Below are 14336 nucleotides of genomic sequence, written 5' to 3'. Positions count from 1 at the left end.
TGGAGCGCAGGTAAGCTCGAGGAATGCAGGAGACAATGCCGCCGGCGCACCGAAAACGGTCCCGCCTGGTTATTCCGAGCCGAAGCGACCTCCTGCTCAGGAACTTCACGGAGCTGATCGGCGGCCCCATGGGTCACCGGGCCGCACCGGGCATCGTCTCACCCGGAATTTTCACTGTTGAACGCGTCCTCATCATCCTCACCGTGCTTGCCGCACTGGTGAGCGTCATGGTCAAGAACTACTGTCGGGTAAACGGCTGGGAGTCGCCGTCCCAGTTCTATTCCACCTGCTACTCGGACTTTCCGGAACTCTTCCGGAACCGCGGACTGGGAGACGGCACCTTTCCCTTTTTCAGCGAGGGCAGCTTCTTCGAATATCCCGTCCTGATGGGCGTCATCGCCGGACTGACAGCCATGTTGGTTCCCGGACAGGGTGCCACGGACGCGCGCATCCTCGGCTACTTCGACGTCAACGCCACACTGATCGCCGCCGTCTGGATCGTCACTGTCCTGGCCACCGCGCGCATGAGCCGTCGCCGGCCGTGGGACGCAGCCATGGTTGCCGTTGCACCGGGAATCATCCTCGCCGGAGTGATCAACTGGGACATGTGGGCCGTTGGACTCCTGGCGGTCGGCATGTACTTTTTCTCGCGGGACCGGCTGGTGCTCGCCGGCATCCTCATCGGCCTGGGCACGGCCACCAAGCTGTATCCGGTCCTGGTTTTCGGTGCCATCCTCCTGCTGACCCTTCGCACGGGGAAGATCCGCCCGCTCCTGGTCACCGCTGCCGCAGCAGCAGCGGCCTGGCTCGCGGTCAACATCCCCATAGCCGCCATGAACCCCTCCGGCTGGAAGTACTTCTACCAATTCACGGAGGACCGCCCCGCCGGCTACAGCTCCCCCTGGTTCGCCTACAACCTCGTGGCCGGACGCCTGCAATGGCCGGTCATGGGTCCGGAGGCGATCAACTCACTCGCCCTTAACCTCTTCCTCATCAGCTGCGTGCTCATCGCAGCCCTGGCCCTGACGGCACCCCGCCGCCCCCGGCTGGCACAGCTGGCCTTCCTGATCGTGGCTGCCTTTATCCTGACCAACAAGGTGTACTCACCCCAGTTCGTCATCTGGCTGATCCCCCTGCTGGCGCTGGCCCGCCCGCGCTGGCGGGACTTCCTCATCTGGCAAGGGATAGAAGGACTGCACTGGGCGGCCGTCTGGATGTACCTGGGGCAGGTGACCAGCGGCGGCCCGACCCAGCACAATATCGATATGCCGTATTACGTGTTGGCGGTGGCCCTGCACATGATTGCCACGGCCTACCTTATGGTCCGCGTGGCATGGGACATTTGGGACCCGGGCTATGACGTCATCCGTCGCCATGCTTTGGACGATCCCCAGGGCGGCCCGTTCGACGGCGCCCGGGACTGGCTGCGGTTGAACCCGGGAGATCCCGCGGCCTCGGTCCTCCCCTGGCGGCGGGCGGCCAGCAATGCCTGACGTCGTCGTCGTCGGTTCCGGACCCAACGGGCTCGCCGCTGCGGTGACCATGGCACGCGCCGGCCTCCAGGTGCACGTGTACGAAGCAGCAGGCACGCCGGGCGGCGGGCTCCGGACCTCCGAGCTGATGCAGCCGGGCCACCTGCATGACATTTGTTCCGCTGTGCAGCCCATGGCCCTCGCGTCCCCGTTTTTCCGTGCTTTCGAGCTGTCCCGACGCGTCGACCTCATCACGCCCGAGCTTTCCTTCGGATCGCCTTTGGACGGCGGCCGGGCAGCCCTGGCGTACCACTCCCTGGACCGGACAGTTGCGGGACTGGGGCGCGATGGTCCCGCGTACCGCCGCCTGATGGCCCCCCTTGTGCGGCGGGCTCACGGTATTGCCGACTTCACCCTCAACCAGCTCCTGCGGATCCCGCACGATCCGATCGCAGCGGTCCTCTTCGGGCTGCGGACACTCGAGCAGGGGTCGCCGGCTTGGGGCGCCAGGTTCCGGGAGGATCTGGCGCCGGCGCTCCTGACCGGGGTTGCCGCGCACTCCGTGGGACGGTTGCCGTCCCTGGCGCCCTCAGGGGCCGGGCTGATGCTCGGCACGCTTGCCCACGCGCAGGGCTGGCCCATACCCGTGGGCGGCTCCGCATCGATCGCCGGTGCCATGATCCGGGACATTGAAGCCCACGGCGGGACGGTCGAAACCGGGCGGCGGATCGGTTCCCTGGCGGAGCTGCCGGCGGCCAAGGCAACGCTCCTCGACATCGCGCCGCCGGCACTGCTCGGGCTCGCCGCTGACGGCTTGCCTGCCGGGTACCGCCGGCAGCTGGAGTCCTACCGCTTCGGCAACGCGGCGTGCAAGGTGGACTTCATCCTGTCCGGGCCTGTCCCGTGGCAGGCCGCCGAACTGGCCGACGCCGGAACAGTCCATGTGGGCGGCTCGCGCGCGGAGATGGCCGAGGCCGAAAACCTTGTGGCTGCCGGAAAGCACCCGGACCGGCCGTATGTCCTGGTGTCCCAGCCGTCAGGGTTTGACGCCTCCCGCGCTCCGGAGGGGCGGCATATTCTGTGGACCTACTGCCACGTCCCGGCGGGTTCAACCGTCGATATGGCGGAGGCCGTGTCGGCCCAGCTGGAGCGGTTCGCACCGGGATTCAGGGACCTTGTGGTCCAAGTCCACGTGACAACCGCCGCCGGGCTCGCGGAGTACAACGAGAATTACGTCGGCGGAGATTTCGCCGCCGGACTCATGGATCTCCGGGGGCTTATTCAGCGGCCGGTGATAAGCCCCGTGCCGTGGCGCACGCCCCTGGCCGGGGTGTACTTGTGTTCCTCTTCGACCCCGCCCGGTCCCGGTGTGACCGGGATGCCCGGCTTCCATGCCGCCAAATATGCGCTCAAGGACATATTCGGCCTGGTGCCTCCCACTCTGGGCCTTCAGCCTTCCGGCTACGAGGCGGGATAGTCCAGGGCACCCCACGCCTTGATGCCTTCAGGATTAGCCACCGTAAAGCGGGCGCGGTGATGGGAGGGAGTCTCCAGTTCGTCCAGCAGGGCCACGGCGAAATCCTGCGTTGAGATGGACGGGCCCGCGGGCGAATCCGAAGCCGTGGTGTAGGTGCCGGTCCGGGCTCCAGGCTGCATGACTGGAGCAGGGGCCACCATGGTCCAGTCGAGGGTCTCCGGCGCTGACTGGATCTCGTCGTAGGCGGCGGCCATGGTGCGCGCTTCCGACCGGTAAGGCTCAGGGTAATCGGGGGAATCACATAACCGGATGCCATTGACCTCGAGCGATCCTGCTCCGCCCACCACCAGCAGCCGCGTATCGCCGGCGTGGCCAAAGGCCGCCGTCATGGCCGCAAGCCATTCGCCGTGGTCGCTGCCGGTGCGGCTTGGCACCGTCGCCAGCACAACGGCGTCGTGATCTCCTGCTATGTTGGCGAACATGCGGACATCTGCCAGTTCGGCGCTGCATGCCGTGGCCCCCCGGACCGGGGCGCCCGTCCGTGAGACTGCCGTTACGTCGTGCCCCCTCCGTAGCGACTCCTTGACGATCTGGCCGCCCACCATCCCGGTGGCACCGTACACCGCGATTTTCATAGCGCTCCTAGCACAGGCACCGCAGGACCCCTTAGTATCTATAGGATACCGATGATTGCCAGGAAATGAGGTACTGATTGGAGACCCTGCTGCCCGGCCCCGGGCCAAGTGCCGACATCATGGATCCGCTGTGCCCATCCCGCGTCGTTTTCCAGCGCATCGGAGACAAATGGGCGTCGCTGGTGGTCCAGGTGCTGGCCGACGGTCCCGTCCGCTTCTCCGAACTTCGCAAGCACGTTCACGTCATCACGCCCAAAGTCCTGACCCAGACCCTGAGGACGCTGGAAAGGGACGGACTGATCACCCGGACAGTGTTTGCCCAGGTCCCCCCGCGGGTCGACTACCAACTGACCGCCCTGGGGGAATCGCTTTTGGGTCCCCTGACTGTCCTCCGTGACTGGGCCGAGTCAAACGTTCCGAGCATCCTGGACGCCAGGGACGCCTACGATGACGCCCGCGACGGGACGCTGCCGGAGGGCTGACGGGCTGAGATCCGCCCGTCCCGCATGGTGGCCACGGCATCGGTCAGCGGCACGAACTCGGTGTCGTGGGTGACCATCACGGTAGCCACACGGAATTCGTCCGTGACCTCTCGCAGGAGCCCGACAATTTCTCCGCTCCGCGCGTGGTCCAGGGCAGCCGTCGGTTCGTCCACGAGAAGCACGGCGGGGCGTCCCATCAGCGCGCGCGCAATGTTCACACGCTGGCGCTGACCGCCGGAGAGCTGATGCGGACGTTTCCCCGCGACGTCGCCCAGCCCGACGACCTCCAGGAGCTCCGCGGCCCTCCTGCGCGCGGCGGCCAGCGGCTTCCCCCGCAGATGGTCCGCCAGGAGGAGTTGGTCGACTGCCGTCAGGGATGCCAGGAGATTGGGTTGCTGGAAAATAATGCCCACTTTCTCCCTCCGCAGCGCCGTAAGCCCCTCGTCCCGCAAGTCCGTCGCTTCCTGGCCGGCAATGGTCACCACGCCTGAGGTGGGACGGATGAGCGCCGCGGCGACGGACAGCAGGGAGGACTTTCCGGAGCCCGAGGGGCCCACCAAGGCCAGGAACTCACCGGCGCCGACTGCGAGGCTTACCTGGTCCAGTGCCTTGAGCGTGCTGTCTCCGTCCGGGTACTCGAGGGTGATGTTGATGAGGTTGAGCGCGGTGTCCAATGAGTATTCCCTTCGAGGAATGTATGAGTTGTTGAGCACGGAGTCAGTTTCCACCCAGGGCGAGCAGGGGATCCACACGTGTGACACCGCGGACGGCCATCGCCGCGCCAGCCAGCCCCAGGAGCAGGATGCCGGCAACGGGCAGCAACGTAGTGGCCGGGGTGAGGAGGAACGGTGCTGCCTGCGCCGCAAGGAATCCGCCGAGCAGGCCCAACCCGCCCCCGGCAAGGGTTCCCGCGGCCAGCACTATGGCTGCCTGCACCATGGCATCCCGCAGCACGTAGCCCGACGACCCGCCCATCGCCTTGACCACAGCGATATCCCGGGTCCGCTGCACGGTCCAGACCGTCAGGAACGCGACGATGACGAGGGCCGAGATTCCGTACAGGAACGCCTGCATAAGCATCAGCGATCCGTTTTCGCTCTTGAAGGAACCGAGCGCCTGGAACGAACCTTCACGGGTAGTGCTGACTGTCCCCGCGGCAGCATTGGCGGCATCAACGTCAACCCGTGCGCCGGCGTCGAACGTCACGGCAAGCACCGTGCCGATGGCCGTGTCGCCCGTACGCGCCAAGTGCCGCCAATCGTTCAACGACGTCCAGACGACGCCGGTATGTGAATACCACTGGTCCGGGACGACGGCTGCAACGGTGAGTTCCGTGCCGCCGACCGCCAGGGGGCTGCCGGTGCGGAGATGCAGGTCCCGGGCGAGAGTTTCGCCGACTATTACTGTTCCGTCCTCCGCGCGGGCGGGCAGCAGGCCGTCCGACGGGTCCGCGGGCAGGCTGTCGCCCCCGCCGAAGACGGCAACGTTGGCAGTGCCGCCGGGCGCACCGGCTGACCCGGCCGCCTTCGCCCGGACCTGGCTGATCCCAAGCGCCTGCACTCCGGAAACACCGTCCCGGCCGGACCAGGCCGCCAGTTGTTCCCGGCTGACCTCCGATTCGGTGAACGATTCCCTGGCCGCGGTGCCCGCCGGTGCACCGAACACGATCTGGTCGGCGCGGAGCCCGGCGATCGCCGAGGTCGACTGGTTTCCCAGCCCGGCGGTCAGCCCCGAAAGCATCACAAGCAGGACGGTGATCAGGGCGATGACGGCAGCCATCAGGACAAAGCGCCCTTTGGCGAAACGGAGATCGCGAATTGCGAGAAACACAGGGTTCCTTTCGTGGCGGGTTTGGTGGCTGCTTCCAGTCTTCCGCCGCCCGCTACACCCCACATCGGCAGGCCGGTTGGTGGTCCGGGGATGGATGGTGGGGCCGCGGGTCAACCAAAAGGTTGATCTGCGTCCGTCCCCTTCCTTTTCGCCCGTAAATGGCGGACCCGGAGGATACGCTGGCTTGATGCGAGGAACGTGTTGATTCAGAGTGAACCCAGTGGTTCCGCGATGATCCTGCGGCTCCTACGGGTCAGTCTCCACGTAGGATTCGCCGGTCTGCTCCTGGTGGCCATGGCGCGCGTGCTGATGTCCGGTCCGGCCGCGGCCGGCTGGCCCATCTTGGCTCTTTCGCTGCTGCTCGCGGCTGTTTACCTCATCGGAACGCTCCTGGAGAAGCGCCACTCCACCGACACCAAACGATTCGATCCGGGGCCCTATGCGGGGTGGTGGCTGGGTGCGGTCTCGGTCATGTGGTTGGTGCTGATCTGGGCCAGCGCGGACTTCGTGTGGCTGGCCTTCCCGCTCTTCTTCCTGCAGCTGCACGTCCTGCCCCGACGCGCGGCCCTGCCGGTCATCGCGCTGTGCACCGTCCTGGTTGTCGTGGCGCTGGCGTTCCACAACAGGGGTCCCGCGGGCGCCGGCCTTGAAGTTCCGATGGTGCTGGGTCCGGTTTTCGGTGCAGCCTTTGCCGTGGTTACGGGGCTCGCGTACCGGGCCCTGTATCTCGAGGCGGAAAGCCAGCGGCGTGCGGCGGCGGAATTGCGCCGGACGCGCGGCGAGCTCGCCCGCAGCCAGCACGATGCCGGAACGCTGACCGAGCGGGCGCGGCTGGCACGCGAAATACACGACACCCTTGCCCAGGGCTTCTCCAGCATTGTGCTGATGGGCCGTTCGGCCGAGAAGGCACTCGACGACGGCGACTCCGCCACCGCGCGCGAACGGCTCCGCACGGTGCAGGAGACGGCGTCCGCGAACCTCGCCGAGGCGCGCAACTTTGTCCGCGGTCTGCAATCCCCGGCGCTCGAACAGATGTCCCTGGCGGGCAGCCTCCGCAGGCTTTGCGAAAAGACCGAAGCCGAGGCGGCAGCCCGCGGTGCAGGACTCCATTGCCGCTTCGACCTTGAAGGCGACCCCGTTGAGCTCTCCAACCCGTACTCCACCACCCTCCTGCGCGCGGCACAGGCGAGCCTCGCCAACGTTTGGGTGCATGCAAAGGCAAGCACCGCCGTCGTAACGCTGTCCTTTATGGGGACCGAAGTGGCCCTGGACATCTACGACGACGGCGTCGGGTTCCGTCCGGATGCGGCGGCCGCCGGGGACAACCCGCAGCGAAAGGACGGTTCAGGGTACGGCCTCCGGTCGCTGCGGGAACGGGTGGCGGCGCTGGCCGGGACGCTCGCCGTCGAATCCGGGCCGGGCGAGGGAACGGTGGTTGCCATCCGGCTCCCGCTGGTGGACCCTGCCGCAGGATCGGGGGACCGGCAATGACCGGAATCCGCATCCTGCTGGTGGACGACCACCCGGTGGTCCGCGCCGGGCTCCGCGCCATGCTGAGTGATTTCGAAGGCATCACCGTGGCCGCGGAAGCCGGTGGCGGCGCCGCGGCACTGGCACAGCTGTCCCGGCTTCGGGCCCTCGGTGAGCCCGTGGACGTGGTCCTCATGGACCTGCAGATGGGTGCGGGAATGGACGGTGTCACGGCCACGGAAAAGATCAAGGCCGGCGCGGCAGGAACACCTGCGCCGCCGGTGCTGATCCTCACCACCTACGATTCCGACGCCGATATCCTCGCGGCCGTCGAGGCCGGCGCAAGCGGCTACATGCTCAAGGACGCGCCACCCGAGCACATCCGCCAGGCCGTGCTCTCCGCTGCGGCCGGCGGGACAGCATTGGCTCCCGAGGTAGCTGCCCGCCTGATGGGCAGGATCCGGAACCCCGAACCGGCACTGTCCGGCCGGGAGATCGAACTGCTGCAGCTTCTGTCCACGGGACTGCCGAACCGTGCGATCGCCCGGAAGCTGTTCATTTCCGAGGCAACAGTCAAGACCCACCTGGTCCACATCTACGGCAAGCTCGGCGTGGACAACCGCACGGCCGCCATTTCCGTCGCGACGCAGCGCCGGATCATTCGCCCCGCCTGAGCGCCGGGACGGTGTGACAAGCAGTTTGTCCGCGCCAACGGGCATAATGGCGCGGTGGGGAACTTTCAGAAACTGTCGCTTGCTCTTGTCGGACTAATAATTGGCGGATCGCTGGTGGCCTGCGATGACGGCCGTGCCGGGGCGCAGGACGCCGCGAAGCAGCTCGCTTCCGCTGTGGCCGCGATGGATATCGGCTCCGTTGCCTTTGACGGCAAGGACGCCGCCGCCGCCAACGGACAGCTGAAAGAGGTGTTCCAGGCACTCGAGCCCGCCAAGCCGGCTGTTGAAAGCGGCGAGGTGAAACTGGAGAAGGACACCGCAACGGTCCCGCTGAGCTACAGCTGGAAGATCGGTTCCGATGACTGGAAGTACACCGTTTCCGCCGAGCTGAAGAAGGCCGGCGACAAGTGGCTCACCGTGTGGAAACCGGGTCTGCTGGTCCCCGAACTGGCGGACGGCGAGGTCCTGAGCACAGCGATTCAGTCGCCGCAACGGGCCGAGATCCTGGGTGCCGGGGACGCAAAACTAGTCACATACCGGCCGGTAGTGAATGTGGGCATCGACAAGCCGCTGCTGGCGTCCGCGGATCCGGCCGCTTCTGCCGCCAGACTCGCCCAACTCGTGGGAGTGGATCCTGCCGCCTACACCCAGCAGGTCCAGGCGGCAGGGGCCGAGGCGTTCGTCACCGCCATCACCCTGCGCGAGGACGGCCGGACCGTTACGGACGCACAGATCTCCGAAATTCCCGGCGCCCGCTCCATCCCGGACTCAGTGCCGCTGGCGCCCAGCCGCACCTTCGCGCGTGCCCTCCTGGGGACAGTAGCCGAGGCGAACGCCGAACAGATCGAAAAGTCCGGCGGGGCTCTCAAAGCCGGTGACACCACCGGCACCGGCGGGCTTCAGCAACAGTACGATGCACAACTCCGCGGCACCGACGGTATCCAGGTCTTCGCACAAAAGGCCGGCCTCACAGCCGAGGAAAAGCAGTCGCTGCCCGGCGAAGGCCGCCGGCTGCTGTTCCAGGTGGAGATCAAGCCGGGAACGCCCGTGAAGACCACACTGGATCCGAAGCTCCAACAGCTCGCAGAAGAGGTCCTCGCCGATGTGGGTCCGGCGTCCGCCATCGTGGCCCTGCGACCCTCCAGCGGCGCGGTCCTGGCCGCGGCGTCGGGACCGGGCAGCAACGGCTACAACACAGCCATGCTGGGCCAGTACGCCCCGGGCTCAACGTTCAAGATGGTGGACTCGCTCGCCATGATCCGCAACGGCATGACCCCGGACTCAAAAGTCGAGTGCACGCCCACGCTCACCGTGGACGGCCGTACGTTCAAAAACGCCGAAGGCTATCCGGCGGAGTCGCTGGGCTCCGTCACCCTGCGCGACGCGTTTGCGCACTCCTGCAACACCGCCTTCATTGCGGCCCGGGATTCCGTCACCCAGGCACAGCTGGAGTCTGCGGCCACGTCCCTGGGAGTGGCTGTCGAAGCGCCCGGACTGGGAGCCTCCGCCTTCCTCGGCTCGGTCCCGGGCGAAGCCGAAGGTACCGAGCACGCCGCGTCCATGATCGGTCAGGGCAAGGTGCTCCTCTCCCCGCTGGCAGCCGCCGTCATGGCAGGATCCGTGGCCAAGGGCTCCCCCGTCTCACCCACCCTCGTGCTGAACGCAGAAGCGGGCGCCAGCGCTGCCGCCACGGAGGGCGCCGGTACACCCACAGCGGACGGAGCGTCGCCGTCGTTGACCTCAACGGCTCCGGCCCCCGCAAAGACCGCGGACAAGCCGGTCACGGCGGCGGAAGCAGCCGCGCTGTCTGACATGATGCGTGCAGTGGTGACGTCCGGCCACGCAGGATTCCTTTCCTCCGTACCGGGGGAACCCGTGGGCGCCAAGACGGGCACCGCCGAATTCGGCAACGAGAATCCGCCGAAGACGCACGCCTGGATCGTGGCCGTACACGGCGACCTCGCTGTTGCCGTCTTCGTCGAGGAAGGCGGCCTTGGCGCCACCACCTCGGGCCCGCTGCTGAAGGAATTCCTGGTGGCTGCCGGATAGCGCAGCACCGCCAAAACCCCGAGGGGCGGCCATGGGAAGATTGGTCGTGTGGCCCATATTGACGTTTCAGGCATCGACTACTTCCTCTCCGACGGCACCCAGCTGCTGAACGGAGTGACCTTCAAGGTCCCCGACGGCACCAAGACGGCGCTGATCGGACCCAACGGAACGGGAAAGACCACGCTGTTCCGGATCATTTCGGGCGACCTCGTTCCTGATGAGGGCGTCATCGGGCGCTCCGGCAACATGGGCATCATGCGCCAGTTCGTCGGACAGGTCCGTGATGACTCCACGGTTCGCGACCTCTTGGTTTCGGCTGCTCCGCCGGCTCTTGCCGCCGCCGCCCGCGCCGTCGACGAGGCCGAACTGGCCATGATGGAGCACGACGACGAGCCCACCCAGATGCAGTACGCCCAAGCGATCGTGGACTGGGGAGACGCGGGAGGATACGACGTCGAAACCGTCTGGGACGAGGTCTGCATGGCTGCGCTGGGGCTGCCGTTCGACCGCGCGCAGCACCGCCCGGCGTCGCGCCTCTCCGGCGGTGAGCAGAAGCGGCTGGTACTTGAAGCGCTCTTCGCCGGACCGGACGAACTCCTGCTCCTGGACGAACCGGACAACTACCTCGACGTCCCGGGCAAGCGCTGGCTGGAGGGCAAGCTCAACGAGTCGAAAAAGACCGTGTTCTTCATCAGCCACGACCGCGAGCTCCTCAACAACGCGGCCGGCCGCATCGTCACGCTCGAACCGGGCATCAACGGCGCAGGCGCGTGGGTCCACGGTGGCGGATTTGGCTCCTATGTCGACGCCCGCGCGGACCGGAACGCGCGTTTCGAGGAACTGCGCAAGCGCTGGGACGAGGAGCACGTAAAGCTCAAGGAACTTGTCAACATGTACAAGAACAAGGCCGCATTCCGTTCCGACATGGCGAACCGGTACCACGCCGCGCAGACCCGGCTGGCGAAATTCCTCGAAGCCGGGCCGCCCGAGGCCCTGCCGATCGAGCAGAACGTGCGGATGCGGCTTAAGGGCGGCCGGACAGCGAAGCGGGCCATCGTTGCCGAAAAGCTGGAACTGACCGGACTGATGAAGCCGTTCTCCACCGAGGTGTGGTTCGGGGACCGCGTCGGCGTGCTCGGCTCCAACGGTTCCGGCAAGAGCCACTTCCTGCGCCTGCTCGCCACCGGCGGCACCGACCCGGAACGCGAGCACCTGCCGGTGTCCGACGTCGACATCGCCGAAGTGCCCCACGAAGGCACCGTAAAACTCGGCGCCCGCATCCGTCCCGGCTTCTTCGCGCAGACGCACGTCCGGCCGGACCTCCTCGGTAAAACACTCCTGGAGATTCTGCACCGGGGCGACGAGCACCGCTCCGGGTTGGGCCGCGAAGCCGCAGCAGGCGCCCTGGACGGCTACGGGCTGGCAGGGCAGTCCGAGCAGAAATACGAGTCCCTTTCCGGCGGGCAGCAGGCGCGGTTCCAGATCCTGCTGCTTCAGCTCTCGGGTGCAACACTGCTCCTGCTCGACGAGCCGACGGACAACCTGGACCTGCACTCGGCCGAGGCGCTGGAACGCGCCATCGACCACTTCGAAGGAACAGTCCTGGCCGTGACGCACGACCGCTGGTTTGCCCGCACCTTCGACCGCTTCCTCGTGTTCGGATCCGACGGCAGGGTGTACGAATCCACCGAGCCCGTTTGGGACGAGAAGCGCGTGGAGCGCGCCCGCTGAGCGGGACGCTCTCTCACTTCCTGTACGTTTTACGCCAACGCTCGCTCACTTGGTGAGTGAGCGTTGGCGATTTTCCTGCAGGAAGTGAGAGAGGGTTGGGGAATTAGTTGCAGGAAGTGAGAGAGCGTCGGATTATTTGAAGGTCTTGCGCTTGGTCTCCGCGCCGTCGGGCGCGTAGGTGACCCATTCGCCCACTTTGCGGCCGGCGTCGTACGTTCCTTCATCCATGAGGTTCCCGGTACTGTGCCACCGCTGCCAGAAACCGTCCTGCTGCCCCTCACGGAACGCTCCCTTTTGGAGCAGTCCGCCACCTTCGCGGTACCAGACGCAGTCTCCATCCAGTTCACCGCGGCGATAGCCGGCATCAGCCTTCAGCTGTCCGTTCCGATAATAGAAGAGCCAACGGCCCTCGCGTTCGCCGTCGAGGTAGTCCCCTGCTCCTGAAAGTTTGCCGTCCTTGAAGAGTTCCTCAGCCATAGGGAAACACTACGTCCTCCAAACGCTCACGAGTCTGATTAAATGATCAATTTCAGCTAGCATTTGAGCATGAGGACAGAAGAGCGGCACCGCATGATCGGTGAACTGCTGCGGAGCCGTGAAGAGGTGACTGTTGACGAGCTGATGGCGGAGTGCGGAGCCTCCGGCGCCACCATCCGGCGCGACCTGGATACCCTGGCCGGCAACGGCGTGCTCCGCCGCGTTCACGGCGGAGCCAGGAGCCTGGTGCTCCGCGGCGAAAATCCCGGCTACGGGCAGCGGGAGCTGGAAGGGCAGGACGCCAAGGCGCGAATCGCCGCCGGCGTGGCGGGCCTGCTCCGGGACCGGGAACACGTTTGGCTGGACAGCGGCACCACTGCGACCGAGATCGCCCGCCAGCTGCGGCAACGCGAACTGACGCTCATGCCCATGTCGCTGCGCGCCCTCAACGTGCTGACCGCGGAAAGCCATGCCGGGCACCGGCCCGCCCTCCTGGTGCCCGGGGGAAGCCTGATCCCGGGCGAGCTGTGCTTTCGCGGCCCGCTGGCCGAGGCCAATGTCCGTTCCCTCCGTTTTGACACAGCCGTGGTGACACCCTGCGCAGTGAACCTCAAAGACGGACTGCTGGCGCACGACCTTGATGATGCCGCCGTCAAGCGCGCCGGCCTGGAGTCCGCCGGCCGGGTGATTGCCGCCTGCGCCGACTCCAAATGGGATGCAGCCGCGGTGGCACTCGTGGCAGCCCTGGACGCGGTGGACGTCATCGTGACGGACAGAACCTTCAGCCCGCAGGAACTCACACAACTTGGAAAACACTCAGTGAAAGTAGTGAATGTATGAGCATCGCCGTCTCCAGCCAGAAACTGAATGCCGCAGCCGCCGCGACGTTCCTGATTTTCGGGATCAACGGCCTGGTGTTCGCCAGCTGGGCTGCCCGCATCCCTGCCGTCACCGAGATTCTGCACGTAACCTCCGGACAGATGGGAACACTGCTGCTCTGCACTGCGGTCGGCTCACTGATCGCCCTCCCGACGGCCGGCTGGGTAGTGGGAAGAATCGGAACGGCCAACGCCGTGCGGGCCAGCGGGCTCCTGGCTGCTGTGGCCGGCGTGGGCATCGCCCTCTCGCTGACGGCCGAGTCAGTGCCCGGCACGGCGGCGGCGCTGTTCTTCTTCGGCATTGGCATCGGCCTGTGGGATGTTTCCCAGAACATCGAAGGGGCCGACGTCGAACACCGGCTTAAGCGCACCATCATGCCGCAGTTCCACGCGGCCTTCAGCGGCGGCGCCTTCGTGGGCGCCCTGATCGGTGCCGGCCTTTCCGGCCTTGGCATTGGACTGCCTGCCCACCTGCTGGTCATTGCCGCCATAGTGGCCGTACTGACCATGGTTGCGCCCCGCTACTTCCTGCCCCATATCGCCGCCGAGGTCCACTCCGATCCTGAAACCGCGGCGCCGAAGGGACAGTCCGCCTGGCGGGACAGCCGCACCCTGCTGATCGGCGTTGTGGTCCTCGGTGCCACCCTGACCGAGGGGGCCGGAAATGACTGGATCGCAAAGGCCTCGGTGGACGGCCTCGCCACCAGCGAATCCACCGGTGCCCTGATGTTTGCCGTCTTTGTCCTTGCCATGACGGCGATGCGGTTCTGCGGCGGCTTCGTCATCGACAAATACGGGCGTGTTGCCGTACTGCGCGCCAGCATGGCCGCCGCCGCTGCGGGCCTGGGCCTCTTTGTCCTGGCGGGCAATATCTGGCTGGCCACGGCCGGTGCTGCCCTCTGGGGAATCGGCGCCGCACTGGCTTTCCCGATGGGCATGTCCGCCGCCGCCGACGACCCGAAGAAGGCTGCGGCGCGCGTCTCGGTGGTGTCCACCCTGGGCTACATCTCATTCCTGGCGGGGCCGCCGCTCCTCGGATACCTGGGTGACCTCACGGGCATCCATCTGGCCCTGCTCGCCATCATGGCGCCCATCCTCGTGGCTCTGCTCCTGGCCGGAGCCGCCAGACCGCTGCCGGGCGCGCCGCTCCGCAGCGAGTAG

At 66.7% G+C, this 14336-nt stretch carries 13 protein-coding genes; 9 read left to right on the top strand and 4 right to left on the bottom strand.

Annotation, left to right across the window (positions count from 1 at the left end; genetic code table 11):
- Positions 1-23 precede the first annotated feature (23 nt).
- Complete coding sequence (locus tag J2805_RS01075) at positions 24-1493, top strand: glycosyltransferase family 87 protein (RefSeq protein WP_309967845.1); 1470 nt, start codon at positions 24-26, stop codon at positions 1491-1493.
- Positions 1486-2949, top strand: coding sequence for a phytoene desaturase family protein (locus J2805_RS01070; protein ID WP_309967842.1), 1464 nt, complete (start codon positions 1486-1488; stop codon positions 2947-2949). The genes J2805_RS01075 and J2805_RS01070 overlap by 8 nt, the downstream gene beginning before the upstream one ends.
- On the opposite strand, the gene J2805_RS01065 is transcribed toward J2805_RS01070, so the two are convergent.
- The gene (locus J2805_RS01065; protein ID WP_309967839.1) at positions 2934-3584 is read right to left on the bottom strand and encodes an NAD(P)-dependent oxidoreductase; all 651 of its coding nucleotides are present in this window, start codon (positions 3582-3584) and stop codon (positions 2934-2936) included. The genes J2805_RS01070 and J2805_RS01065 overlap by 16 nt on opposite strands.
- 119 nt (positions 3585-3703) lie before the next feature.
- Between J2805_RS01065 and J2805_RS01060 the strand changes: the two genes are divergently transcribed.
- Entirely contained in the window at positions 3704-4066 is a 363-nt protein-coding gene (locus J2805_RS01060) for a winged helix-turn-helix transcriptional regulator (RefSeq protein ID WP_309969061.1), read from the top strand.
- On the opposite strand, the gene J2805_RS01055 is transcribed toward J2805_RS01060, so the two are convergent.
- Positions 4027-4740, bottom strand: coding sequence for an ABC transporter ATP-binding protein (locus J2805_RS01055; protein WP_309969059.1), 714 nt, complete (start codon positions 4738-4740; stop codon positions 4027-4029). The two genes, J2805_RS01060 and J2805_RS01055, sit on opposite strands and share 40 nt — an antisense overlap.
- Positions 4741-4783: 43 nt before the next feature.
- Positions 4784-5896 (bottom strand): ABC transporter permease, encoded by a 1113-nt coding sequence (locus J2805_RS01050; RefSeq protein WP_309967836.1) that lies wholly within the window; start codon positions 5894-5896, stop codon positions 4784-4786.
- 231 nt (positions 5897-6127) lie between these two features.
- Here J2805_RS01050 and J2805_RS01045 point away from each other — a divergent pair, with 231 nt between their 5' ends.
- Genes J2805_RS01045 through J2805_RS01030 form a run of 4 tightly spaced genes read left to right on the top strand, consistent with a single transcriptional unit; the run spans position 6128 to position 11820 of the window.
- A complete protein-coding gene (locus tag J2805_RS01045; RefSeq protein WP_309969056.1) occupies positions 6128-7387 on the top strand; it encodes a sensor histidine kinase in 1260 nt (419 codons plus the stop codon).
- Positions 7384-8040, top strand: coding sequence for a response regulator transcription factor (locus J2805_RS01040; RefSeq protein ID WP_309967833.1), 657 nt, complete (start codon positions 7384-7386; stop codon positions 8038-8040). Before J2805_RS01045 ends, J2805_RS01040 begins: the two co-directional genes overlap by 4 nt.
- A 54-nt stretch (positions 8041-8094) precedes the next feature.
- Complete coding sequence (locus J2805_RS01035) at positions 8095-10089, top strand: penicillin-binding transpeptidase domain-containing protein (protein WP_309967830.1); 1995 nt, start codon at positions 8095-8097, stop codon at positions 10087-10089.
- Between the two features lie 48 nt (positions 10090-10137).
- On the top strand, positions 10138-11820 hold the full coding sequence (locus tag J2805_RS01030; protein ID WP_309967827.1) for an ABC-F family ATP-binding cassette domain-containing protein: 1683 nt from the start codon (positions 10138-10140) through the stop codon (positions 11818-11820).
- Between the two features lie 132 nt (positions 11821-11952).
- On the opposite strand, the gene J2805_RS01025 is transcribed toward J2805_RS01030, so the two are convergent.
- A complete protein-coding gene (locus J2805_RS01025) occupies positions 11953-12297 on the bottom strand; it encodes a toxin-antitoxin system YwqK family antitoxin (RefSeq protein WP_104174585.1) in 345 nt (114 codons plus the stop codon).
- Between the two features lie 69 nt (positions 12298-12366).
- Here J2805_RS01025 and J2805_RS01020 point away from each other — a divergent pair, with 69 nt between their 5' ends.
- Positions 12367-13137 (top strand): DeoR/GlpR family DNA-binding transcription regulator, encoded by a 771-nt coding sequence (locus J2805_RS01020; protein ID WP_309967821.1) that lies wholly within the window; start codon positions 12367-12369, stop codon positions 13135-13137.
- Positions 13134-14336 carry an MFS transporter gene (locus tag J2805_RS01015; protein WP_309967818.1) on the top strand — a complete coding sequence of 401 codons (1203 nt, stop codon included), beginning with the start codon at positions 13134-13136 and terminating at the stop codon, positions 14334-14336. Before J2805_RS01020 ends, J2805_RS01015 begins: the two co-directional genes overlap by 4 nt.

It is taken from the genome of Arthrobacter oryzae, from assembly GCF_031454875.1.
Lineage (GTDB): Bacteria > Actinomycetota > Actinomycetes > Actinomycetales > Micrococcaceae > Arthrobacter > Arthrobacter oryzae_D.
This window is presented reverse-complemented; position numbering and strand designations above follow the sequence as displayed.

Excerpts from the sequence above, each read along its gene's own strand:
- J2805_RS01045 (WP_309969056.1), top strand. The coding sequence starts at position 6,128 with ATGATCCTGCGGCTCCTACGGGTCAGTCTCCACGTAGGATTCGCCGGT.
- J2805_RS01075 (WP_309967845.1), top strand. The coding sequence starts at position 24 with ATGCAGGAGACAATGCCGCCGGCGCACCGAAAACGGTCCCGCCTGGTT.
- J2805_RS01070 (WP_309967842.1), top strand. The coding sequence starts at position 1,486 with ATGCCTGACGTCGTCGTCGTCGGTTCCGGACCCAACGGGCTCGCCGCT.
- J2805_RS01015 (WP_309967818.1), top strand. The coding sequence starts at position 13,134 with ATGAGCATCGCCGTCTCCAGCCAGAAACTGAATGCCGCAGCCGCCGCG.
- J2805_RS01065 (WP_309967839.1), bottom strand. The coding sequence starts at position 3,584 with ATGAAAATCGCGGTGTACGGTGCCACCGGGATGGTGGGCGGCCAGATC.
- J2805_RS01020 (WP_309967821.1), top strand. The coding sequence starts at position 12,367 with ATGAGGACAGAAGAGCGGCACCGCATGATCGGTGAACTGCTGCGGAGC.
- J2805_RS01060 (WP_309969061.1), top strand. The coding sequence starts at position 3,704 with ATGGATCCGCTGTGCCCATCCCGCGTCGTTTTCCAGCGCATCGGAGAC.
- J2805_RS01025 (WP_104174585.1), bottom strand. The coding sequence starts at position 12,297 with ATGGCTGAGGAACTCTTCAAGGACGGCAAACTTTCAGGAGCAGGGGAC.
- J2805_RS01040 (WP_309967833.1), top strand. The coding sequence starts at position 7,384 with ATGACCGGAATCCGCATCCTGCTGGTGGACGACCACCCGGTGGTCCGC.